The organism is Halomonas borealis (assembly GCF_004798905.1).
In the GTDB taxonomy this organism is placed as follows: Bacteria; Pseudomonadota; Gammaproteobacteria; order Pseudomonadales; family Halomonadaceae; genus Halomonas; species Halomonas borealis.
This window is the reverse complement of the sequence record NZ_SDMO01000002.1, coordinates 153,521-174,513: the sequence shown is the minus strand read 5'-3', so window position 1 is coordinate 174,513 and position 20,993 is coordinate 153,521. Positions and strand designations below refer to the sequence as shown.

General features: G+C 69.4%; 21 protein-coding genes. 10 read left to right on the top strand and 11 right to left on the bottom strand.

All coding sequences use genetic code 11. From position 1 onward, the window contains the following. Positions 1-6: 6 nt before the first annotated feature. Entirely contained in the window at positions 7-1,155 is a 1,149-nt protein-coding gene (locus ETC07_RS03790; RefSeq protein ID WP_240724549.1) for a murein hydrolase activator EnvC family protein, read from the bottom strand. Next, the gene (gene gpmI, locus ETC07_RS03785) at positions 1,152-2,723 is read right to left on the bottom strand and encodes a 2,3-bisphosphoglycerate-independent phosphoglycerate mutase (RefSeq protein ID WP_136247173.1); all 1,572 of its coding nucleotides are present in this window, start codon (positions 2,721-2,723) and stop codon (positions 1,152-1,154) included. The genes ETC07_RS03790 and gpmI overlap by 4 nt, the downstream gene beginning before the upstream one ends. Positions 2,724-2,933: 210 nt before the next feature. On the opposite strand from gpmI, the gene ETC07_RS03780 reads away from it, so the two are divergent. The 8 genes from ETC07_RS03780 to ruvX all read left to right on the top strand — a co-directional run bounded on the left by ETC07_RS03780 (position 2,934) and on the right by ruvX (position 8,908). Next, positions 2,934-3,356 carry a rhodanese-like domain-containing protein gene (locus ETC07_RS03780; protein ID WP_136247172.1) on the top strand — a complete coding sequence of 141 codons (423 nt, stop codon included), beginning with the start codon at positions 2,934-2,936 and terminating at the stop codon, positions 3,354-3,356. Positions 3,357-3,398: 42 nt separating this feature from the next. Further along, positions 3,399-3,917, top strand: a complete 519-nt coding sequence (secB, locus tag ETC07_RS03775) for a protein-export chaperone SecB (protein WP_136247171.1) — start codon at positions 3,399-3,401, stop codon at positions 3,915-3,917. A gap of 115 nt (positions 3,918-4,032) precedes the next feature. Beyond that, the gene (locus ETC07_RS03770) at positions 4,033-4,764 is read left to right on the top strand and encodes a 16S rRNA (uracil(1498)-N(3))-methyltransferase (RefSeq protein ID WP_136247170.1); all 732 of its coding nucleotides are present in this window, start codon (positions 4,033-4,035) and stop codon (positions 4,762-4,764) included. A gap of 118 nt (positions 4,765-4,882) precedes the next feature. Then, positions 4,883-5,605: a CvfB family protein gene (locus ETC07_RS03765; RefSeq protein ID WP_438590657.1), complete on the top strand. Its 723-nt coding sequence runs from the start codon at positions 4,883-4,885 to the stop codon at positions 5,603-5,605. A gap of 310 nt (positions 5,606-5,915) precedes the next feature. After that, positions 5,916-6,884, top strand: coding sequence for a glutathione synthase (gene gshB / locus ETC07_RS03760; RefSeq protein ID WP_136247169.1), 969 nt, complete (start codon positions 5,916-5,918; stop codon positions 6,882-6,884). Between the two features lie 16 nt (positions 6,885-6,900). Then, positions 6,901-7,791 (top strand): TonB family protein, encoded by an 891-nt coding sequence (locus ETC07_RS03755; RefSeq protein WP_136247168.1) that lies wholly within the window; start codon positions 6,901-6,903, stop codon positions 7,789-7,791. Between the two features lie 73 nt (positions 7,792-7,864). Then, positions 7,865-8,425: a YqgE/AlgH family protein gene (locus ETC07_RS03750; RefSeq protein WP_136247167.1), complete on the top strand. Its 561-nt coding sequence runs from the start codon at positions 7,865-7,867 to the stop codon at positions 8,423-8,425. Between the two features lie 39 nt (positions 8,426-8,464). Further along, on the top strand, positions 8,465-8,908 hold the full coding sequence (gene ruvX, locus ETC07_RS03745) for a Holliday junction resolvase RuvX (RefSeq protein WP_136247166.1): 444 nt from the start codon (positions 8,465-8,467) through the stop codon (positions 8,906-8,908). A gap of 5 nt (positions 8,909-8,913) precedes the next feature. Here the strand turns inward: ruvX and ETC07_RS03740 are convergent, their stop codons facing one another. The 3 genes from ETC07_RS03740 to ETC07_RS03730 all read right to left on the bottom strand — a co-directional run bounded on the left by ETC07_RS03740 (position 8,914) and on the right by ETC07_RS03730 (position 12,555). After that, positions 8,914-9,609: a hypothetical protein gene (locus ETC07_RS03740; protein ID WP_205742499.1), complete on the bottom strand. Its 696-nt coding sequence runs from the start codon at positions 9,607-9,609 to the stop codon at positions 8,914-8,916. 94 nt (positions 9,610-9,703) lie between these two features. Further along, entirely contained in the window at positions 9,704-10,726 is a 1,023-nt protein-coding gene (gene pyrB / locus ETC07_RS03735; protein ID WP_136247165.1) for an aspartate carbamoyltransferase, read from the bottom strand. 62 nt (positions 10,727-10,788) lie between these two features. Continuing rightward, a complete protein-coding gene (locus ETC07_RS03730; RefSeq protein WP_168709157.1) occupies positions 10,789-12,555 on the bottom strand; it encodes a SulP family inorganic anion transporter in 1,767 nt (588 codons plus the stop codon). Between the two features lie 99 nt (positions 12,556-12,654). On the opposite strand from ETC07_RS03730, the gene ETC07_RS03725 reads away from it, so the two are divergent. Then, complete coding sequence (locus tag ETC07_RS03725) at positions 12,655-13,500, top strand: LysR family transcriptional regulator (RefSeq protein WP_136247164.1); 846 nt, start codon at positions 12,655-12,657, stop codon at positions 13,498-13,500. 62 nt (positions 13,501-13,562) lie between these two features. Here ETC07_RS03725 and maiA read toward each other — a convergent pair whose 3' ends face one another. The 3 genes from maiA to hmgA are packed head-to-tail and all read right to left on the bottom strand — an operon-like array spanning position 13,563 to position 16,618. Beyond that, a complete protein-coding gene (gene maiA / locus ETC07_RS03720; protein ID WP_136247163.1) occupies positions 13,563-14,207 on the bottom strand; it encodes a maleylacetoacetate isomerase in 645 nt (214 codons plus the stop codon). A gap of 30 nt (positions 14,208-14,237) precedes the next feature. After that, positions 14,238-15,257 (bottom strand): fumarylacetoacetate hydrolase family protein, encoded by a 1,020-nt coding sequence (locus ETC07_RS03715; RefSeq protein ID WP_136247162.1) that lies wholly within the window; start codon positions 15,255-15,257, stop codon positions 14,238-14,240. Positions 15,258-15,310: 53 nt separating this feature from the next. Further along, positions 15,311-16,618 (bottom strand): homogentisate 1,2-dioxygenase, encoded by a 1,308-nt coding sequence (gene hmgA, locus ETC07_RS03710; RefSeq protein WP_136247161.1) that lies wholly within the window; start codon positions 16,616-16,618, stop codon positions 15,311-15,313. A 124-nt stretch (positions 16,619-16,742) separates the two neighbouring features. Here hmgA and ETC07_RS03705 point away from each other — a divergent pair, with 124 nt between their 5' ends. Beyond that, positions 16,743-17,207 carry a MarR family winged helix-turn-helix transcriptional regulator gene (locus ETC07_RS03705; protein ID WP_136247160.1) on the top strand — a complete coding sequence of 155 codons (465 nt, stop codon included), beginning with the start codon at positions 16,743-16,745 and terminating at the stop codon, positions 17,205-17,207. A gap of 30 nt (positions 17,208-17,237) precedes the next feature. On the opposite strand, the gene ETC07_RS03700 is transcribed toward ETC07_RS03705, so the two are convergent. The 3 genes from ETC07_RS03700 to ETC07_RS03690 all read right to left on the bottom strand — a co-directional run bounded on the left by ETC07_RS03700 (position 17,238) and on the right by ETC07_RS03690 (position 20,987). Beyond that, positions 17,238-18,074 (bottom strand): IclR family transcriptional regulator, encoded by an 837-nt coding sequence (locus tag ETC07_RS03700; protein WP_136247159.1) that lies wholly within the window; start codon positions 18,072-18,074, stop codon positions 17,238-17,240. Between the two features lie 150 nt (positions 18,075-18,224). Beyond that, a complete protein-coding gene (locus ETC07_RS03695) occupies positions 18,225-19,571 on the bottom strand; it encodes a uracil-xanthine permease family protein (RefSeq protein WP_136247158.1) in 1,347 nt (448 codons plus the stop codon). Between the two features lie 60 nt (positions 19,572-19,631). Then, complete coding sequence (locus ETC07_RS03690) at positions 19,632-20,987, bottom strand: 8-oxoguanine deaminase (RefSeq protein ID WP_136247157.1); 1,356 nt, start codon at positions 20,985-20,987, stop codon at positions 19,632-19,634. Between the last annotated feature and the right edge of the window lie 6 nt (positions 20,988-20,993).

Below are 20,993 nucleotides of genomic sequence, written 5' to 3'. Positions count from 1 at the left end.
TGCACGCTAGCGCCGGGCGATCCAGCGGCTGGGGTCGATGGGCTCGCCGTTGCGGCGAACCTCGAAGTAGAGCCCGGCCGATGACTGGCCGCCGCTGGCGCCCACCGCGCCGAGGGTCGCGCCGGCCTTCACCGCCTGGCCGACCTCGGTCGTGAAGCGTTGCAGGTGGGCGTGCAGGGTCATCACGCCGTCGCCGTGGTCGAGGATCAGCAGGTTGCCGAAGCCGCGCATCCAGTCGGCGAAGACGACGCGGCCGGCGTGCACCGCCTCGACCGGCGTGCCCTCGGCGGCGCGGATCACCAGGCCGTTGCGATGCACGCCGTCGCCGCGCCCGAAGCGTGATGCCACGCCGCCCTGCACCGGCCAGGGCAGGTCGCCCTGGGTGGCGGTGATGTCGGTAGAGGGCGGGGGCTGCTCGAGGCGGGCCAGGCGCTCCTGCACCCGGTTCAGCACCCGCTCGGCATGGGCACGGTCCTGGTCGAGCTCGCTCAGCCGAGCCTGCTCGCTGGCGAAACGATCATCGAGCTTGGCCACCAGGCGTTCGCGTTCGTCGACCTGATCGGCCAGCTGGGCGCCGCGCTCCTCCACCTCCGTGGAGAGCTTCGCCAGCCGTTCGCCGCGTGCCTCGAGGGCCTGGCGATTGTCGGCGAGTGCCGCGTCGAGCCGCTCGAGCTCGTCGAGGCGCGCCTGGCGGGCGTCGGTGAGGCGATTGAGATAGGCCTGCAGGCGATCCAGGCGCGCGGGGTCGTCCTGGTTGAGCAGCAGCTTGAGCTGCGGCGTCAGGCCCAGCCGGTAGAGGGCGTCGAGCTGCTCGCCGATGGCCGTGCGCTGATCCTGGCGTTCGGCCTCGAGCTGCCGGCGGCGTTCCTCGAGCCGTTCGACGTCCTGGCGCAGGTCGCGCTTCTGAGCCTGGAGGTCGTCCAGGCGCTGGTGGGTCTCGGCCAGCGAGGTCTCGACCTCGCGCAGCGCCTGATTGGCGTCGTCCCGGGCGTCACGGGTGTCGGACAGGTCCGCCGTCGCCGCCTGGATGCGCTCGCCGATGGCATCCACGCGTTGCTGGGCCTCGCGCTCGTCGTTCGGCGCGGCCTGGGCGACACCGAGGGCGACGCCCAGCAGCAGCCCTAGCCAACGGGCCTGGCGTGGCCGCCGGCTCACGCCTCGATCAGCACGCGGCCGGTCATTTCCTCGGGCACCGGCTGATCCATCAGCGTCAGCAGGGTCGGCGCGAGGTCGCACAGTCGGCCGTCGTCGGCCAGGGTCAGCGGGCGGGCGCCGACGTAGATCAACGGCACGTCGAAGGTGGTATGGGCGGTCTGGGCGACGCCGGTCTCGGGGTGGACCATCTGCTCGGCGTTACCGTGGTCGGCGGTGATCAGGCAGGCGCCGCCGGCCTTCTCGATCGCCTCGGCCACGCGACCCACGCAGGCGTCGACGGCCTCGATGGCCTTGACCGCGGCGTCGAAGTCGCCGGTGTGGCCGACCATGTCGCCATTGGCGTAGTTGCAGACGATCAGGTCGTGGGCGCCGGACTCGATCGCCTCGACCAGGCGGTCGGTGACTTCCTGGGCGCTCATCTCCGGCTTCTCGTCGTAGGTCTTCACGTCCTGGGGCGAGGGCACCAGCACGCGGGTCTCACCCTGGTATTCGGCCTCGCGGCCGCCGGAGAAGAAGAAGGTGACGTGGGCGTATTTCTCGGTCTCGGCGATGCGCAGCTGGGTCAGGCCACGCTTCTCCATCACCTCGCCCAGGGTGTTGTGCAGGTCCGCCGGCGGGAAGGCGGCCGGGGCCGGAATGTCGGCGGCGTACTGGGTCATGGTCACCAGGCTGCCGCCGGCCAGCCGGGGGCGCGCCTGGCGTGCGAATCCGGCGAAGTCGTCCTCGACGAAGGCGCGGGTCAGCTCGCGGGCACGGTCGGCGCGGAAGTTCATGAAGATGGCGGCGTCGCCGTCCTCCATGCGCACCGGCGCGCCGTCGGCGGTCACGGCGGTGGCGGTCACGAACTCGTCGCTTTCGCCCCGGTCGTAGGCCGCGTCCAGGCCGGCCTCGGCGCTCTGGGCGAGGTGTTCGGCGGTGCCCTCGGTGGCCAGGCGATAAGCCTGCTCGACGCGATCCCAGCGATTGTCGCGGTCCATGGCGAAGTAGCGGCCGATCAGCGAGGCCACGAAGCCGTTCTCGGCGCCGACCAGCTCGGCGAGCCGGGCGTTGGTGCGCTCGATGGAGGCGCGGGCGCTCTTGGGGGCGGTGTCTCGGCCATCGAGGAAGGCGTGGACGTAGATGCGCCTGGCGCCGCGCTGCGCCGCCAGCTCGGCCATCGCCAGGAGGTGGTCCTCGTGGCTGTGCACGCCACCCGGCGACAGCAGGCTCAGCAGATGCACGGCGCGGCCGGCCTCGACGGCGGCATCGAGCGGGCCGGTGAGGATGGCGTTGTCGGCCAGCTCACCGTCCTCGACGGCCTGGGTGATGCGGGTGAAGTCCTGGTAGACGATGCGCCCGGCGCCGAGGTTCATGTGACCGACTTCCGAATTACCCATCTGCCCGTCCGGTAGGCCGACGTAGCGGCCATCGGTGTGCACGCGGGTGTGCGGGCGCGTCTCCCTGAGCCGGTCCATCACCGGGGTGTTCGCGGCCAGGATGGCGTTGTCGGTGGGGTCCGGGTTGTCGCCATAGCCATCGAGGATGATCAGGGCCACCGGGCGGGGAGTCGGGGTCGATGAATCGGTCATGCGTCGAAGCCTCTTCGTTGGGTCGTTGCCACCTCGGCTCTGCGACCTCGTGCGGGGTCGCGACTTGTCTCTGCTTGCGGCATCATATCGCACGGTCCCGCCGGGCGTCATATCGCGCGCCCTCGGCGGCCCCTTGGCATCATGTATACTGGGTGCCGCCGGCCCGGCCGGTTTCGTTCACCGCGTACCCGCAGAAGAGTCTTCCGAATCATGATCGATCAGCTGTTCGAATTCGTGCAGAACCACCCGCTACTGGTCGCCGCCTTCGCGCTGGTGTTGGTCGCCTGGATCGCCTATGAGATCCGCAGCGGCGGTGCCAACGGCGTGACCACCAGCGAGGCCACTCAGCTGGTCAATCGCGAGGACGCCGTGGTGCTCGACATCCGCGAAAAGAAAGACTTCAAGGCTGGCCATATCGCCGGCGCCCGCAACATTCCCCAGGGCAGCCTCGACGATCGCATCGGCGAGCTCGAGAAGTCCAAGGACAAGCCGATCGTCGTGGCCTGCAAGCATGGCCAGACCTCCGGCGTGGCATTGGCCAAGCTGGGCAAGGCCGGCTTCGAGCGTGTCTACAAGCTCAAGGGCGGCATGACGCAGTGGCAGGCCGACGGCCTGCCGCTGGTCAAGAAGTGATCACGCCCTGTTAATACCCCAACGACCAAAGGATTGCTTTCCATGGCGGAAGACAACAACCCGAACGGCGGCGCCAATGGCGAGGCTGCCGGCCAGCAGGACAAGCCTCAGGTACAGTTCGCCCTGCAGCGCATCTACGTCAAGGACATATCCTTCGAGGCGCCGAACTCTCCGGCGGTGTTCCAGCAGCCGTTCAAGCCCAAGGTCGGCCTGGACCTGAACACCACCCACCAGCAGGTCGGCGAAGACCTCTACGAGGTGGTGATCAAGGTCACCGCCCAGGTGACCCACAGCGAGGAGGGCACCACCTCCTTCCTGGCCGAGATCGAGCAGGCCGGCCTGTTCCGCATCGGCGGCATCGAAGGCTCCCAGCTCGACCACACCCTGGGGGCCTTCTGCCCGAACATGCTGTTCCCCTATGCGCGGGAATGCATCGACAACCTGGTCAATCGGGGTGGCTTCCCGCCGCTGATGCTGTCGCCGGTCAACTTCGAGGCGATCTACGCCCAGAAGAAACAGCGCGAAGCCCAGCAACAGCAGGGTGAGCAGGCCACCCAGTAAGCGGCCGCGCCACCACCGGATCGCGCCGGGACGGGTCGCGCGAGGGGTATTCACCCCTCGCCCGGCCTGCCCCGGCGTTCATCGTTTCGTCCTTGCCCGAGAGAGCGTCTCGTCCATGGCCATCAAAGCCCCCCGTATCCATGTCGATGCCGAGCTGAACGCCGGCGGCGATGTCGTCTTGCCGGAAGGCGCCGCGCGCCATGTGGCCCGGGTGCTGCGCCTGGGTGAGGGCGCGCCGCTGGTGCTGTTCGACGGCCACGGCATCGAGGCCTGGGCGGTGCTGGTCGAGGCCACGCGCAAGCGCGTGGTGGCCCGCGTCGAGGCCCTCCATGAGGGGCGTGGCGAGTCGCCGTTGGCGGTGCATCTGGGTCAGGCGATCTCCAAGGGGGATCGCATGGACTATGCGATACAGAAGGCGGTAGAGCTGGGCGTGGCCGCGATCACCCCGCTCTACACCGAGCACGGCGATGTGCGCCTCAAGGGCGAGCGCGAGGCCAAGAAGCTGGCGCACTGGCAGGCGGTGGCCGCCAGTGCCTGCGAGCAGTGCGGCCGCGCCAGCGTGCCGCCGGTTCACCCCCCGGTGGCGCTTGCCGATTGGTTGGCGGCGCGCGAGGAGACGCTGCGACTGGTGCTGCACCCCGGCACGCCGGGAGCGCTCGATCGCCGAGACGAGGTCGCCAGCGCGGCGTTACTGATCGGCCCCGAGGGTGGCCTCTCGGATGCCGAGGTCGAGGCCGCCACCGCCGCCGATTTCGCCGCCCTCACCCTCGGGCCGCGTGTCCTGCGTACCGAGACCGCGCCGGTGGTCGCCCTGAGCCTGCTGCAGGATCGCTTCGGGGATCTGTGAGTTCCGTGTGCCCCGGACGATGTGACGAGCGGCCCTGGTTCGTTCCTCGCGTTCGGCGCCTTTCCCTGCCGTCGGGCTGCGCCCATAATGACGACACACTCGTAGTGGAATCCCGATCATGTCCGACTCCCGCCGTTCCGCCCCCCAGGCGGCTCATGCCCGCCGCGAGCCCATGCGCCGTGCCCGCGAGCCCCGGGCGAATGTCGGTGAGGTCGCCTACCTGCCGGTGGTGACGCTCAACGAGACCGGCGCCTTCCTCGACTGGGGCCATGCCCGGGACCTGCTGCTGCCCTTCGGCGAGCAACACTTTCGTCCCATGGTGGGTCGCCGAGTGCTGGTGATGATTCGCGAGGACGACCGCGGTCGGCCTTTCGCCACCCAGCGCCTCGATCGTTACTTGTCCGATTATGCCGAGGGGCTGGACGCCGGCAGCGCCGTGTCGTTGGTGATCGCCGAGGCGACCGATCTGGGCTACAAGACGGTGGTGGATGGGCGCTTCTGGGGGCTGCTCTATCACGATGACGTGACCCGGCCGCTGCGTCGCGGCCAACGCCTGGAGGGCCACGTGAAACGAGTGCGCGACGACGGCCGCCTCGATCTGTCGTTGCTGCCGCCGGGTCCGGCGCGGCTAGACGTGGTGGGTGAGGCGGTGCTCAAGGCGCTGCGCGAGAGCGGCGGCTACCTGCCGATCTCCGATGCCAGCCCGGCCTCCGAGGTCAAGGCTCGGCTCGGGGTCAGCAAGAACGCCTTCAAGCAGGCCATCGGCCGGCTCTACAAACAGCGTCGTATCACCATCGAGAGCGGCGGTATCCGCTTCGCGCCTGATAGTGAGCGGGACTGAGCTCGGGACGGGCGCCTGACCGGCGACGGGCCTACGAGGGGGCGCCGTGCCCCCTCCCTGGGCGCTCACGACGCCCTACAGCGCTCTTGCATCCTGCTCCGCTTGCAGGGCCAGTGCTGGCCTTCCATGGCCAGCCCGTTCGGAGCGGTGCTCCTCACCCTTGGCGTAGGGCCCCGCTTCGCCTTGTCCCCGGTGCACCTCACCATGGCGATGCCTGCGGGACTGAGCGCCTTGGAGTCCATGGCGGCCCTGCGGCATACTGCCAGCCATCATTCCCCGCCGGGGCCGCCCGGCGCAGACGAGTAGACCGATGAGCCAACGCCCCCTCAAGGTCGGCGTGGTGATGGATCCCATCGCCGACCTCAGCTTCAAGAAAGACACCAGCCTGGCCATGCTGTGGGCCGCCCAGGATCGCGGTGCCTCGCTGTACTACATGGAGCAGGAGGACCTGTTCCTGCGCGATGGCCGGGCCCACGCTCGGCTGCGTGACCTCGAGGTGTTCCGTGACCCCGAGCGCTGGTATGCGCTGGGCGAGGCCGAGTCGCGTCCGTTGGCCGAGCTGGACGTCGTGCTGATGCGCAAGGACCCGCCGGTGGATGGTCACTTCCTCAACGCGGTGCACCTGCTGGGCTTCGCCGAGCGCGAGGGCGTGCTGGTGGTCAACCCCACCCGGGCACTGCTGGAGTGCAACGAGAAGCTGTTCGCCCAGCAGTTCCCCGAGTGCTGCGCGCCGACCCTGGTGTCCTGTGACGAGGCCGAGCTGCGCGCCTTCCACGCCGAGCACGGCGACGTCATCCTCAAGCCGCTGGATGGCATGGGCGGCAGCGGCATCTTTCATGTCGGCGCGGACGGCCGCAACCTGGGCGCGGTCATCGAGACCCTCACCGAGCGTGGGCAGCGCCAGATCATGGCCCAGCGTTACCTGCCGGAAATCAAGGAGGGTGACACCCGCATCCTGCTGGTCGACGGCGAGCCGGTCGACTTTGGGCTGGCGCGTATTCCCAGCGCCGGCGAGACCCGTGGCAACCTGGCCGCCGGCGGCCAGGGCGTCAGCCGCGAGCTGACCGACCGCGACCGCTGGCTGGTCACCCAGGTACAGCCGATGATCCGTGAGAAGGGGCTGATGTTCGTCGGCCTCGACGTGATCGGCGACTACATCACAGAGATCAACGTCACGAGCCCGACCTGCGTGCGCGAGATCGACGATCAGCGTGGCACCGACATCGCCGGCCAGCTGATGGACGCCGTCGTGCGCCGCCTCGCCGAGCGTCGCGGCTGATTCGGTAACCGCTGCCATGGTCGCCCCCGTGCATGCCCCGCCCCGTCATGTGCCGGTGACGCGTCGCCATCGCTGGTGGCTGGCCGGGGCGGTATCGTTGCTGTTGCACCTGGCGGTGATCGGCGTGCTGGCGAGCCTCACGCCGTCTTCCCGAGCGCCGGAGCGTAGCGGCCTCGACGTGGTGCTGATGCCCCGGTCCGCCTCGGTAGCGGCCACCGCCGAGACGCCGGGCGAGGCCGCCCGGGAGACGGCGAACGAGTCGACCGAAACGCCGCCCGCGGCGAGAGTTCCCGATCGGCCACGGGAGGCATCATCGGCGTCGCCGGCGAGCGATGGGGCGGAGGCCTCGGTGGAGCCTGAGCCTGAGCCGCCGGCCGTCGCCGCAGACGCAGACGCAGACGCAGATAAGGTCGCCAACGCGCCCGAGACCCGCCCCGAGCCGGCCCCGCCGCAGGCGCCGGAGGCCACCGGGGAGCCCGGCGGCCAGGTGTCGGGGCGCGACCTGCTCGCTCAGGCCACCACCCGTATCCGTGAGCAGGGGCTCTCCGCCGAGGCGGTCGGCGACACGCCTGAGGCGGCACGGCCGGCGGCGCAACGAGCCGCCGAGGCGCGCTACATCGACGACTGGACGCGCCGGGTCGAGGACTACGGCAATCGGGTTCACCCGGCGCCGCCAGGGCTTTCGGGCCGGCTCCAGATCCGCGTGGTGATCGGCCGCGACGGTCAGCTTCGCCGGGCGGAAGTGGTACAATCCTCGGGACATCCCGAACTCGATCAAGCGGCCCTGGACACCGTCCGCGACGCCGCGCCGTATCGCCCCTTCGATGCGGGCATGGGCGATCTGGACAGCCTGTCCATCAGCCGCTTCTGGCGGTTCGGTGAAGGTAATGATTACGGCGTGCGCTAGGCACCGGACGACGGCGCACGCAGACACACGGCGGCCGCGCCCGTTGCGCGCCCGCCTTCCGCTGGGGAGCTCCATGCAAAGCTTGAAAAATCACTTCCTGATGGCGATGCCGCACCTGGAAGATCCCAATTTCGCCGGCACCCTCAGCTACCTCTGCGATCACGATGACAAGGGCACCATGGGCGTGGTCGTCAATCGTCCCATGGACGAGCTGACCCTCGAGGCGCTGTTCGAGCAGCTCGAGCTGGAATGCAGTGCCAGCGCGAACCTCAGTGCCCCGGTCTACTACGGCGGCCCGGTCCACAAGGAGCGCGGCTTCATCCTGCACGAGGGCGACAGCCAGCAGTGGGACTCGAGCCTGCAGGTGACCGACGACATCGCCCTGACCACCTCGATGGACGTGCTCGAGGCGCTGGCCGCCGGCCGCGGCCCGGAGAAGTTCCTGGTCTGCCTGGGCTGTGTCGGCTGGGAGTCCGGCCAGCTCGAGCAGGAGCTGATGGACAACACCTGGCTGACCGTGGAAGGCCGTCCCGACGTGCTCTTCGAGGTGCCCCCGGAGCAGCGCCTGGGGGCCAGCGCCAACCTGCTGGGCGTGGACCTGAACCTGATGACCCGTGAAGCCGGCCATGGTTGATCCATCGGGAACGGCCGACGCGGTCGCCGTGGCCGGGAGGTGGCGATGAGTGGCCAGCGTCTGATCCTGGGCTTCGACTTCGGCACCCGGCGCATCGGCGTGGCGGTGGGCAACGAGCTCACCGCCAGCGCCCGGGTCCTGGAGCCGTTGCCGGCCCGCGATGGCATCCCCGACTGGGAGCGGGTCGCGCGGCTGGTCGATGAATGGCGGCCGGACCTGTTCGTGGTCGGCCTGCCGCTCAACATGGACGGCAGCGAGAGCGTGATGAGCACCCGCGCCCGCAAGTTCGGCAAGCGGTTATATGGCCGCCATGGGGTGCCCTGCGAGATGGCCGACGAGCGTGGCTCCACCCGTGAGGCCAAGAGCATCGCCCGGGAGGACGGCCACCGCGGCAACTACCGCGAGGATGGCGTCGATGGACTGGCCGCGGTGTTGATCCTCGAAGCCTGGCTGGCCCGCGCCGAGGGGCTGCCGCCCCGCTAGGCCCGTCAGCCAGGGGCCGTCGCCGAGTCGTCGCCCGCCGATTCGCCAGACGCGCCTCGGGCCGTCTGTGCCCCCTCCCGGTAACGGGCCACGCCATCCTGCACGTCGATGCCGGTGAAGGCCTCGATGAAGAAGGCCAGCGTGGCGGGGCGTGCGAAGCGTTCCTCGAAGCGTTCCGCCGCCTCGCCCCGGCCCCGCACCACGCGTGCCAGATAGCGCTCGCCGTCGCGGCTGAGGTGGACGCTGGCGGGGCGCGGGGCGTCGTGTGTCTCCAGCGTCACTTCCCGTTGTTGTTCCAGCAGCTCGCCCAGGGCCTGGCCGCCCGCGAGCTCGCCCGGCGTGGCCCACAGGTCCTGGTCACGATCCCCATAGCGGAACAGCAGCAGGGCCGGCAGCGTGGTGAAGATGATGCCGGTCAGCAGCCAGGTCAGCTCGATGCTTGAGGGGGCCATCGTGGCCAGCCATCCGACACTGGCCGCGATGCTGGCGACCAGCACCCCGCTGAACGGCCGCCAGGTCCGCCGGTTCATGGCCTGGCGGCCGAGGCAGTAGCCCCAGAGGCCGATCACGGCCACCGCGCCGATGGCCAGCTGCACCAGCGACAGCGGCGTGCCGCCGCCCATCACCACGGCGAGGACGCCGATCGCCAGTAATGCGGTATAGAAGAGCGCCAGCAGCGCATAGGCCCGTTGCAGGTTCATCGGCTCGCCTCCCCATCATGCGATGTATCGCCTGTCTCTCGGCAAGCTTAGGCGAAACTCGTCGATCGGGCCGCCGATGCGCGGCGATTCCGTGTTACGCGTCGTCCACGCCGAGGCGCTTCGGCACGAACCAGGGCACGGCGCGCAGGTCGCGCTCGATCTGATCATCGACCTCGAGCAGGGTGGCGAAGATCGCCATGCGCATCGGGATGCCGTTGTCGGTCTGGCGGAAGATCGCCAGGCGCGGATCGCCGTTCAAGTCGACGTCGAGGTCGTTGGCCTCGGGGCGGCTGTCGCGCGGCAGGGGGTGCATGACGATGGTGGAGGCGTTGCAGCGGCTGTCGAGGAAGGCGCGGTCGACGGTGAAGTCGCGGGAGAGGTTGAAGCCCTCGCTCATCTCGGCGGTGAAGCGCTCCTTCTGGATGCGCGTGGTGTAGACCACGTCGACGTCGGAGAAGTCGCCGGCCAGGCTCTCGCGCACCTCCACGGTGAGCCCCTGGTGGCTGACGCGCTCGATCAGATGGCGGGGCATCTCGAGCCCGGGCGGTGCCACCAGGGTGATGCGCATCGGCGCATAGCGCGCCAGCAAGCGGATCAGCGAGTGCACGGTGCGCCCGTACTTCAGGTCGCCGGTCATCAGCACGTGGGCATCCTTCAGCGCCTTGCCCTGCTGGGTGAACTCCTTGTCGATGGTGTAGAAGTCCAGCAGCGCCTGGCTCGGGTGCTCGCCGGGCCCGTCGCCGGCGTTGATCACCGGCACATGGGTGGCGGCGGCGAACTCGGCCACCGAGCCCTGGTCCGGGTGGCGCATCACGATGGCGTCGCAGTAGCCGCTCATCACCCGGCTGGTGTCGTAGAGCGACTCGCCCTTGGCCATGGAGGAGAAGGTGAAGCCGGTGGTGTCGCAGACGCTGCCGCCGAGCCGCGAGAAGGCGGCGTGGAAGCTGACCCGGGTGCGGGTGCTGGCCTCGAAGAACAGGTTGCCGAGTACCGCGCCCTCCAGCACCCGGGTGATCTTACGCCGCTGGGCGACGGGCTCCAGGCGCGCCGCCACCCGCATCAAGTGGTCGATCTCGTCGCGGGAGAGGGAGTCGATGGAGAGCAGATGAGAACTCATGCACGGGCCTCGGCTGGCGGTGGGTAGCAGGTGCCCTAGTGTACTCCGCGCGGCGCCTGGCTTCAGCCTTCCCGCGCCAGGATGTCCTCCTCCGGCGCAGGCATCGAGGCGCACTCGTCGAAGACCCTCAGGGTGCAGGTCCGGCACACCTCGGGGTCCAGGGTCGGGACGATGGCGGCGAGCGCCGCCGCGGTGGACTCGAAGAAACGCGCCTCACCGAGCCGCGCCAGGTCGCCGCGCCGGCGCAGTTCGTCCAGCACCGTGCCCTTGAGCGAGCTGATCATCAGGTCGCCGCCCTGGCCGCGCAGGCGTTCGGTTTCCTGAAGCAGCAACTCGACCCCGGCGGTATCGATGAAGTTGATGCCCTTGCCGATGATCAGCACCCGCGTGCCCGGGGCGGCGCTGAACACCCGCAGGCGGCGTTGCACATGGTCGGTGGCGCCGAAGAACAGCGAGCCATCGATGCGTAGCATCTTCAGCTGCGGACACTGGGTGAGCTCGTAGCGTGAGACGTTGCGGACATGACGGCGCGGATGATCCTGGCGCGGTGCCACCTCCATCACGGTCGGCCGCGAGGTGCGCTTGAGATACAGCACCAGCGACAGCAGCACGCCGATGTAGATGGCGAACTCCAGCGCCACCAGCAGCGTGGCGGCGATGGTCGCGGTGAGCACCAGTGCCTCGTGGCGGCTGGCGCGCACCAGCTGGACGATATGCCGGAAATCGATCAGGTTCCAGGCGATCAGCAGGATGCCGCCGGCCATGGCGGGCAGCGGCAGGTAGGCGGTGATGCCCGGCACGAACACCAGGATCAGCACCAGCAGGATGGCGGCGAACACCGCGGCCAGCGGGGTGCGGGCCCCGGCATCATAGTTGGCGCCGGAGCGAGTGAAGGAGCCGGAGCTGGCGTAGCAGGAGAAGAAGCCGCCGACGATATTGGACAGCCCCTGGCCGATGAACTCTTGGTTGCCGTCGATCACCTGGCGCGAGCGCAGGGCGATGGAGCGGGCGATCGAGACCGCCTCGATCAACCCCAGCAGGGCGATGGCGAAGGCGCCGGAGGTCAGGGTGCGCAGGCTGTCCGGGGACAGCTCGGGCAGCGTCAGCGGCGGCAGGGTGCCCGGCAGGGCGCCGACCAGCGCGACCCCGTGGGCCGCGCCGTCGACCAGCCAGCAGGCCAGGCTGCCGACGGCCAGGCCCAGCAGCAGGTGCGGGGCGCGGCGATTGAGTCGGCGTACCACCAGCGAGGTGGTCAGCGAGATCAGCCCGATGGCCAGCGCAAAGGGGTTGGTCTCCGGTAGCGCCCGGATCAGTGCGGCCAGCTCCACCAGGAAACCCTGCCCCGTGACGGAGACGCCGAGCAGGTGCTGCAGCTGGCTGGTCACGATCAGGATCGCCGCCCCCGAGGTGAAGCCGATCACCACCGTGTGGGAGATGAAGCTCACCAGGTTGCCGAGCCGCAAGAGCCCCATCGTCAGTTGGATCAGGCCGACCAGCAGGGTGACGGTCAGGGCCGCCCCCAGGTAGGCCGCGGGCGACAGGGGGCCGAGGCTGCCGACCACGCTGGCCAGCACGATGGAGAGCGCGGCGGTGGGGCCGGAGATCATGTGCCAGGAGCTGCCGAACAGCGCGGCGACGGTCGCGGCGACGATGGCGGTGTAGAGGCCCACCTCCGGCGGCAGGCCGGCGATGAAGGCGTAGGCGACGCCCTGGGGCAGCACCAGGACGGCGCCGGTGAGCCCGGCCATCAGGTCGGCGGAGAGCGTTCGGCGGTCGAGCGTGCGTCCCCAGCTCAGGAAGGGCAGGCAGCGCAGGAGTCGGGACGCCATGAAGGACAACCTCGGGTGAGCGTGGGGCAGCCAGCCTAGGGAAAAGCTGGCATGCTGCAAAACAAATTTTTTTGGCTTTCATGAACAGCAAAACCGAAGGTGAGCGCCTTGGATACGCAACTGCTGGAAACTTTCCTCGAGGTCGGCCGGCTGCGCAACTTCGGCAAGGCCGCGGAGCGCCTCTGTGTCTCGCCGTCGACCGTCAGCGCCCGCATCCGCCAGCTCGAGGAGCATCTCGGGCTGGCCCTGTTCACGCGTGGCCACCATCGCATCGGCCTGACGCCGGCCGGGGAGCGCATGGAGCGCCATGCGCGCTTCATCCTCGGCGCCTGGGAGCGGGCCTATGAGGACACCGCGCTCAGCGAACGGCATCAGCGGCGCCTGGTGGTGGCCGGGGTCGCCAGCCTATGGGATATCTTCCTCGAGGACTGGCTCACCCATCTCTATCGTAGCTACCCGACGCTTGGGCTGCGCGCCGAGGAGAGCACGCCGCGGCGGGTGGTCGAGAAGCTCGAGCAGAACATGATCGACGTCGGCTTCCTCTACGATACGCCGCATCTTCGCGGGGTGGGCGTCGAGGAGGTGGCGGCCATCCCCTTGGTGATGGTGTCGAGCCGCCCCGACGACCGCGCGGAGCGGGCGGTGGGCGATGGCTACATACGCGTCGAATGGGGCACCGCCTTCGCCAGCGTCCACGAGGGTCACTTCCCTCAGCGGCTGTTGGCCCGAGGGCGGGTCAACAGCGGGCGCATCGCCCTGAAGCTGCTGCTGGAATGCGGCGGTGCCGCCTATCTGCCGAGGGATATCGTGGCGCCCTGGTGTCGGCGGCAGCGGCTGTTCGTCGTCGAGGATGCGCCGGTGATCGAACTCAAGGCCCATGTCGCCTATCACCTGCACGGCGAGCACAGAGAGCTGATCCGCGAGCTGCTGAAGCGGCCTGCGTGAGGCAGATCGACGACGCCCACCCGCCCGCAACGTCGCGGGAAGATGGGCGTTTGCGGCGGGGGTCAGCGCGCGTCGGGTTGCTCGCCGGGAGCCGCGCGCTGGAAGGCCGACAGCTTGCGGGCGTTCTCGCCGATGCGGCGGATGCGCGGGTAGGGCGCGAGATCGCACTCGAAGCGCTCGGCGTTGAACAACTGAGGCACCAGGCAGGCGTCGGCCAGGGTCGGGGTGTCGCCGTGGCAGAAGTCGCCGCTGCCGTCCTCGCGGCTGAGCATCGGCTCCAGGGCGGCGAAGCCCGTGTCGACCCAGTGGCGATACCAGGCGAGCTTGGCCGCTTCGTCGGCCCCCAGCTCGCCGGTCAGGTACTTGAGCACCCTGAGGTTGTTGACCGGATGCATCTCGCAGGCCACCAGCTGAGCCAGGGCCCGCACCCGGGCGCGCTCGGAGGGCGTCTCGGGCAGCAGCGCCGGTTCGGGGTGGCATTCTTCCAGATACTCGCAGATGGCCAGCGACTGGGTCAGTCGTCGGCCATCATCGGTGACCAGCATCGGCACCAGGCCCTGGGGGTTATCGGCCAGGAAGGTATCGCCGCGCTGCTCCCCCGCGACCAGGTCGACCGGGGCCGTCTCAAAGGCCAGGCCCTTGAGGTTCAGCACGATACGTACTCGATAGGCAGCGGATGAGCGGAAGTAGCCGTGTAGCGTGGTCATATGCCGGCGTCCTTTGTCGTGGGCTCGGTATCAGTGTGGCTGCTGTGCCACCACCTGCTGGTCGATGGCGCCGAAGATGCTGTGGCCGTTGCGATCGAGCATCTCGATGCGCACCCGGTCGCCGAAGCGCATGAAGGGCGTCTTGACCTCATCATGCAGGATCTTCTCGACCATGCGTATCTCGGCCAGGCAGCTGTAACCCACGCCGCCATCGGCGACCGGCTTGCCGGGGCCGCCGTCGGCATCGGGGTTGGAGACGGTGCCCGAGCCGACCACGGCGCCGGCGCCCAGCTGACGAGTGCGGGCGGCATGGGCGACGAGCTCGGGGAAGCCGAAGATCATGTCCGGGCCGGCCTCGGGCGCGCCGAACTTGTCGCCGTTGAGGTGCACGGTCAGCGGCAGATGGACGCGGCCGTCCTTCCATGCCTCGCCCAGCTCGTCCGGGGTCACGCAGATCGGCGAGAAGCTGGAGGCCGGCTTGGCCTGGAAGAAGCCGAAGCCCTTGGCCAGCTCGCCGGGGATCAGGCCTCGCAGGCTGACGTCGTTGACCAGCATGATCAGCTTGATGTGGCCGGCGGCCTGCTCGGGCGTCACCGCCATCGGTACATCGTCGGTGATCACCGCCAGCTCGCCCTCGAAGTCGATGCCGTGCTCCTCGCTGACCGCCTCGATGTCCTCGGTCGGCGCCAGGAAACGGTCGCTGCCGCCCTGGTACATCAGCGGGTCGGTCCAGAAGGTCTCGGGCATCTCGGCGCCCCGCGCCTGGCGGACCAGCTGAACGTGGTTGAGGTAGGCGGAGCCGTCGGCCCATTGATAGGCGCGCGGCAGCGGTGAATGCAGGCTGGCCATGTCGAGGTCGAAGGCGGCCTCGACGCGCCCCTCGTTGAGCGCCGCGTAGCGCTCTTCGAGGCGCGGGGCGAGCGTGTCCCAGCGCTCGATCGCCTGCTGCAGGGTGGCGGCGATCTCGGTGGCGCGCACGGCGCGGGTCAGGTCGCGGGAGACGACGATCAGTTCGCCGTCGCGGCCGGTGTTCAGGGTGGCGAGTTTCATGATGGCGTTCCTGTTATGGGAGAAGTGTCAGGGGAAGCGGTCGATGGTGCGGCTCAGCGCCGATTCGGATCGAAGTGCGAGGTCAGCCCCTGCCAGACGTCGACATAGTCGCGCTGGCGGAAATTCGCCGCCAGCGCCGTCTCGGTGGGCTGGAAGACGTAGCGGCTCTCGAACATGAAGGCCAGGGTATTGCCCAGGTAGGTCGGTTCGAGGGTGGCCTGGGTGGCCTTGTCGAAGGTGTCCGCATCCGGGCCATGGGGCGACATGCAGTTATGCAGGCTGGCGCCGCCGGGCACGAAGCCTTCCGCCTTGGCGTCGTACTCGCCGTGGATCAGGCCCATGAACTCGCTCATCAGGTTGCGATGGAAGTAGGGCGGGCGGAAGGTGTCTTCGGCGACCATCCAGCGTGGCGGGAAGATCACGAAGTCGAGGTTGGCGGTGCCGGCGGTGTCCGAGGGCGAGGTCAGCACGGTGAAGATCGACGGGTCGGGGTGATCGAAACTCACGCTGTTGATGGTGTTGAAGTGGGCCAGGTCGTACTTGTAGGGCGTGACGTTGCCGTGCCAGGCCACCACGTCCAGCGGCGAGTGGTCGAGCCGGGTGCGCCAGAAGCGCCCGGAGAACTTGGCCACCAGCTCGAACTCGCCCTCGAGTTCTTCATAGGCGGCCACCGGGGCCAGGAAGTCGCGTGGGTTGGCCAGGCCGTTGGCACCGATCGGCCCCAGCCCCGGTAGTTCGAAGGGGCTGCCGTAGTTCTCGCAGACGTAGCCTCGGGCGGCCTCGCAGCCCTCGGCCAGGCGGACCTGAAACTTGACCCCCCGCGGGATCAGCGCGATCTCGCCGCCGCGAATCTCGAGCTCGCCGAACTCGGTACGCAGCCGCAGGGCGCCGAGCTGGGGCACGATCAACAGCTCGCCGTCGGCGTCGTAGAAGAAGCGCTCGGTCATGTCGCGGTTGCAGGCGTAGAGGTGCACGCCGCAGCCGGTCTGGGTGGCGGCATCGCCGTTGACGGCGAGGGTCAGCAGGCCGTCGAGGAAGTCGCGGGGCGCCTCGGGCAGCGGCAGCGGGTCCCAGCGCATCTGGTTGGGATCGGCGGCGGGATGGCTCGGCGGAGCGGTCGCGACATCCCCGACATCGAGAGGCTGGTAGGCGCTCTGGGCCACCGAGGGGCGGATGCGATACAGCCAGCTGCGCAGGTTGTGGCCACGCGGCGCGGTGAAGGCCGAGCCGGAAAACTGCTCGGCGTAGAGCCCGTAGGGGCAGCGCTGGGGAGAGTTCTGGCCTTCGGGCAGCGCGCCGGGCAGGGCCTCGCTGGCGAAGTGGTTGCGAAAGCCCGGCTGATGGTCGAGCGATGTTGTCATTATGTGACCTCACGGGAGCATTGGTTTCAAATGAAACTATATGGCAGGCTAGGCGCCTTTGGTTTCATATGCAACCATTACGCGACCTTGGTATGACGCCCTCCTCCGACGCCGCAAGAGACTCATGATGCCCCACGATGCCCCGGCGGAACGCTTCGATCTCGAACGCTTCCTGCCCTATCGCCTCGACAGCCTGGCCGATCGCATCAGCCAGGCCCTGGCGCGCCTCTACGAGACGCGTCACGACCTGAGCGTGGCTCAGTGGCGGGTGCTGGCCTGGCTGCATCACCGCGAGCAGCTGACCGCCAAGCAGATCCGCGAGGCCACGCGCATGGACAAGGCGCGGGTCTCCCGGGCGGTGCAGGCGCTCGAGGATCGCGGCCTGATTCATCGCCGAGCGGCGCGTGAGGATCAGCGCCGCCACGAACTACGGCTCAGCGAGGCGGGGCATGCGCTGCTGGCGGCGCTGGTGCCCGAGGCTCGGGCCTGGGAAGCGGAGCTCGTGGCGCCGCTGTCGATCGCGGAGTATCGCCAGCTGTTCGAACTGATGGATCGGCTCGAAGGACAGCTGGCGCGGCTGGAGTCGTGAGGGGGGTGGCCCGGCGTCGCCGGGCCCGGGTCAGGCCGGCAGCTCGTCGGCGGCGGGGATGCGCCCGCCCAGCCGGGCGGTGATCTCCTCGGCGGCCTGGCGCACCTGCTCGCCGAGCTCGGCAAGGCGCTCCTCGGGGATCCGCGCCATGGGGCCGGACACCGAGATGGCGGCGAGCGGGGTGCCCTGCTCGTCGTGGATGCAGGCGGCCACGCAGTGCAGGCCGATGGCGTGTTCCTCGCGGTCGCAGGCGTAGCCCTGGCGGCGGATCTCGGCCAGGCTCTCGCGCAGCGACCCCGAGTCGTGGAGCGTATTGACGGTCACCCGGGCCAGGCCGCGCTCGTCGAGTACCCGCTCGAGTTCGTCGTCGGGCAGCCAGGCCATCAGCGCCTTGCCGACTCCGGAGGCGTGTAGCGGCGCGCGGGAACCTAGGCGGGTGATCATGCGCATCATCTGCGGCGACTCGCTCTGGGCCAGGAACACCGCCGTGCTGCCGTCGCGCATGCCGAGGTTGGCGGTCTCGCCGGTCTGGGCCGTCAACCGTCGCAGGAAGGGGCGGCTGGCGGCCACGAAGTCGCGGGCCTCGAGGAAGCTGTTGCCGATGCGGAAGGTCTTGACGTCGATCTTCCACACCCCGAGCTCGTTGTCCTGGGTGATGAAACCCTGGCTCTGCAGGGCCTGGAGGAGCCGGTGGGTCGTGGAGGGGGCGAGCTCGGCCTGCTCGGCGATCTCGGACAAGGCCAGGCCGCCGGGATTGCCCGCCAGGCGCTCCAGCAGGTTGAGTCCGCGCACCAGGGACTGGCTATGGCCGCCGCCGCTCTTGCCGGTGGCCGGGCGTCCTGCCGTTCTGCGCTTACCTTCGCTCACTGCCTGATCTCCTGCTGCGGCTGCTCGAATCGATCAGCATACCGTGTCGGGCGCGAGCTGTCTTGCCTGCGGAAATGGTTTCCACCAATGGTCGAAGTCGCGCCGCAGACACAGCAGGAAGCGGCCACCCCGGGCGGGGCGGCCGGGGGCTCAGACGTCGTCGCGGAAGGTGCGGTCGTGCTTGGGCAGCACCAGGTTGAGGAGGATGGCGCACAGGGCGCCGGGAATCAGCCCGGATTCGATGATCGCCTGGACGTTCTCGGTGTAGCCGGCGTAGAGCCCTGCCTGGGCCGGCAGGCCGATGGCCGCCGACAGCGAGATGCCGATGATCACCATGTTGCGCTTGTTGAACTCGATGTTGGAAAGCATCTTGATGCCGGCGCTGGCGATCATGCCGAACATGATCAGCACGGCGCCGCCCAGCACGGCGCTGGGGATGCTCGAGACCAGCCCGCCCAGCTTGGGAATCAGCCCGGCCAGCAGCAGGAAGCCGCCGCCGATGGCCACCACGAAGCGGCTGACCACGCCGGTCAGGGCGACGATGCCGACGTTCTGGCTGAAGCTGATCTGCGGGAAGGCATTGAACACGGCGGCGAACACGCTGGACAGGCCGTCGGCCATCACCCCACCGGAGAGCTCCCGATGGGTGGGCTCGCGGTCCATGCCGCCGGCCGTGGTGCCGACGATATCGCCGATCGATTCGGCGCAGGTGACCACGGCCAGCAGCACCACCGGCAGGATCGCCGAGAGGTGGAACTCCACGCCGATGGCGAACGGCGTCGGCAGGGCGAACCAGCCGGCCGAACCGATGCTTGAGAAGTCGACGAAGCCGAACACCAGGGCGGTACCGTAGCCCGTCAGCAGGCCGATCAGCGGAGCGGTCTCGGACCAGATGCCGCGGCCGAACTGGTGCAGGCCCAGGGTGACCAGCAGCACCAGGGCGGCCAGCAGCAGGTGGTGGGGGGCGCCGAAGTCCTCGGCGCCGAAGCCGCCGCCGGCGTAGGCGAAGCCCACCGGCATCAGCAGGGTGCCGATCATCACCACGAAGACCCCGGTGACCACCGGCGGGAAGAGGCAGCGGAACCAGGGCAGGAAGAGCCCTACCAGGGCCATGGCGACGCCGCCGCACAGCGCCGCGCCGAGCGCGGCCGGAACCCCCATGCCCACGGCGATGGGGATCAGCACCGGCACGAAACCGAAGCTGGTGCCCATGACGATCGGCAGCCGCGCGCCGATGGGCCCCAGGCCCAGCGACTGCACCAGGGTCGCGACCCCAGCCACGAACATCGCCGCCTGGATCATCAGCGTCGTCTGCGCCTCGGGCAGATCGGCGGCGCCGGCGATGATGATCGGCACGGTGACGTTGCTGACGAACATCGCCAGGATGTGCTGAATGCCCAGCGGGATCGCTCGCCCGAGGGGCGGCATGGCATCGACGTCGCGGGTGCTGCGCACCCGCGGCGTGTTGGCCTCGGGGGAGGAGTCGGATGTCGACATGGGTGTTTCTCCTGTTGTCGTTATGGAAAACCCGTGTGCCTGGCGATGTCGGCCCGCGGCCTAGACGGCGGAGCGCAGCGCCTGGGCGGCGCGATCATGACGCGCCAGCAGGGCGTCGAGATCGACGCCGACCGGCCGGCCCTCGGTCACTCGCCACCGCCCGGCGACCATCACCCGGTCGGCCCGATGAGCGCCGCACAGCAGCAGGGCGGCGAGAGGATTCTCCGCTCCCGAGAAGCGTGGCTCGTCGAGGCGGAACAGTGCCAGGTCGGCCTGCTGGCCGGCTGCCAGGCCGCCGATGTCGTTGCGCCCCAGGCAGCCGGCGGACCCCCGGGTCGCCCAGCGGATCACGTCATCGTGAGTGATCTGGCTTGGGGCATAGCGTAGTCGGCCGAGCAGCAGCGCCTGGCGCATTTCTTCGGCGAGGTTGGAGTGGTCGTTGGAGGCCGAGCCGTCCACGGCCAGGCCCACCGGGCAGCCGGCGGCCTCCAGCTCCAGGGTGCGGCACAGCCCCGAGCCGAGCACCATGTTCGACGATGGGCAGTGGGCGATGCCGGTGCCCGCGGCGCCGAGCCGGGCCACCTCGTCATCGTTGAAGTGGATGCCGTGGGCCAGCCAGGTGCGCTCGGACAGCCAGCCGGTGGCGTCCAGGTAGTCCAGCGGGCGCATCCCGAACAGCCGCTCGCAATAGGCGGTCTCGTCCTCGGTCTCGGCCAGGTGGGTGTGCAGGCGCACGTCCTCCGCCTCGGCTAGCCGCGCGCTCTCCTGCATCAGCTCGCGGCTCACCGAGAACGGCGAGCAGGGCGCCAGGGCGATGGTGGTCATGGCGCCCTCGCCGCGCTGGTGATGGGCGCCGATCAGTCGCGCGCTCTCGTCGAGGATGGTGCGCTCGTCCTGCACCACCGACTGTGGCGGCAGGCCACCGTCGTCGCGGCCCACGCTCATCGAGCCGCGGGTCAGGGCGGCGCGTACGCCGAGCCGGCGGGCGGTCTCGACCTGCACATCGATGGCCTGGGAGAGCGCTCCGGAGAACACATAGTGGTGATCGGCCACGGTGGTGCAGCCGCTCATCAAGAGCTCGATCATGGAAAGCTCACTGGCCGCCGCCAGCTGGTCCTCGGTGAGGTGGGCCCAGACGTCATACAGGGTGGTCAGCCAGGGGAAGAGGGCCTTGTTCAACGCCGGCGAGTAGGCGCGGGTCAGGGTCTGGTAGAAATGATGGTGGGTATTCACCAACCCGGGAAGCAGCACATGCTGAGAGGCGTCGAAGCTGGCATCGATCGGCGTGGCCGGTGTGGCCCCTGCCGGCACGGCCTCGATGATGCGGTCGTCGCGGATCACCACGCCGCCGGCGGCGGCGGGGTCGCTGCAGGCGCGGGGATGGCGGATCCACAGGGTCTGGGCGTTGGCGGTCATGTTGTC

What these genes read in the sequence shown, in the direction of transcription:
- ETC07_RS03740 (WP_205742499.1), bottom strand. Translation starts at nt 9,609, where the DNA reads ATGAACCTGCAACGGGCCTATGCGCTGCTGGCGCTCTTCTATACCGCA.
- ETC07_RS03730 (WP_168709157.1), bottom strand. Translation starts at nt 12,555, where the DNA reads ATGGCGTCCCGACTCCTGCGCTGCCTGCCCTTCCTGAGCTGGGGACGC.
- maiA (WP_136247163.1), bottom strand. Translation starts at nt 14,207, where the DNA reads ATGACCACGCTACACGGCTACTTCCGCTCATCCGCTGCCTATCGAGTA.
- ETC07_RS03755 (WP_136247168.1), top strand. Translation starts at nt 6,901, where the DNA reads ATGGTCGCCCCCGTGCATGCCCCGCCCCGTCATGTGCCGGTGACGCGT.
- ETC07_RS03690 (WP_136247157.1), bottom strand. Translation starts at nt 20,987, where the DNA reads ATGACCGCCAACGCCCAGACCCTGTGGATCCGCCATCCCCGCGCCTGC.
- hmgA (WP_136247161.1), bottom strand. Translation starts at nt 16,618, where the DNA reads ATGACAACATCGCTCGACCATCAGCCGGGCTTTCGCAACCACTTCGCC.
- ETC07_RS03765 (WP_438590657.1), top strand. Translation starts at nt 4,883, where the DNA reads ATGTCCGACTCCCGCCGTTCCGCCCCCCAGGCGGCTCATGCCCGCCGC.
- ETC07_RS03750 (WP_136247167.1), top strand. Translation starts at nt 7,865, where the DNA reads ATGCAAAGCTTGAAAAATCACTTCCTGATGGCGATGCCGCACCTGGAA.
- ETC07_RS03770 (WP_136247170.1), top strand. Translation starts at nt 4,033, where the DNA reads ATGGCCATCAAAGCCCCCCGTATCCATGTCGATGCCGAGCTGAACGCC.
- pyrB (WP_136247165.1), bottom strand. Translation starts at nt 10,726, where the DNA reads ATGAGTTCTCATCTGCTCTCCATCGACTCCCTCTCCCGCGACGAGATC.
- ETC07_RS03695 (WP_136247158.1), bottom strand. Translation starts at nt 19,571, where the DNA reads ATGTCGACATCCGACTCCTCCCCCGAGGCCAACACGCCGCGGGTGCGC.
- secB (WP_136247171.1), top strand. Translation starts at nt 3,399, where the DNA reads ATGGCGGAAGACAACAACCCGAACGGCGGCGCCAATGGCGAGGCTGCC.
- ETC07_RS03780 (WP_136247172.1), top strand. Translation starts at nt 2,934, where the DNA reads ATGATCGATCAGCTGTTCGAATTCGTGCAGAACCACCCGCTACTGGTC.
- gshB (WP_136247169.1), top strand. Translation starts at nt 5,916, where the DNA reads ATGAGCCAACGCCCCCTCAAGGTCGGCGTGGTGATGGATCCCATCGCC.
- gpmI (WP_136247173.1), bottom strand. Translation starts at nt 2,723, where the DNA reads ATGACCGATTCATCGACCCCGACTCCCCGCCCGGTGGCCCTGATCATC.
- ETC07_RS03705 (WP_136247160.1), top strand. Translation starts at nt 16,743, where the DNA reads ATGATGCCCCACGATGCCCCGGCGGAACGCTTCGATCTCGAACGCTTC.
- ETC07_RS03715 (WP_136247162.1), bottom strand. Translation starts at nt 15,257, where the DNA reads ATGAAACTCGCCACCCTGAACACCGGCCGCGACGGCGAACTGATCGTC.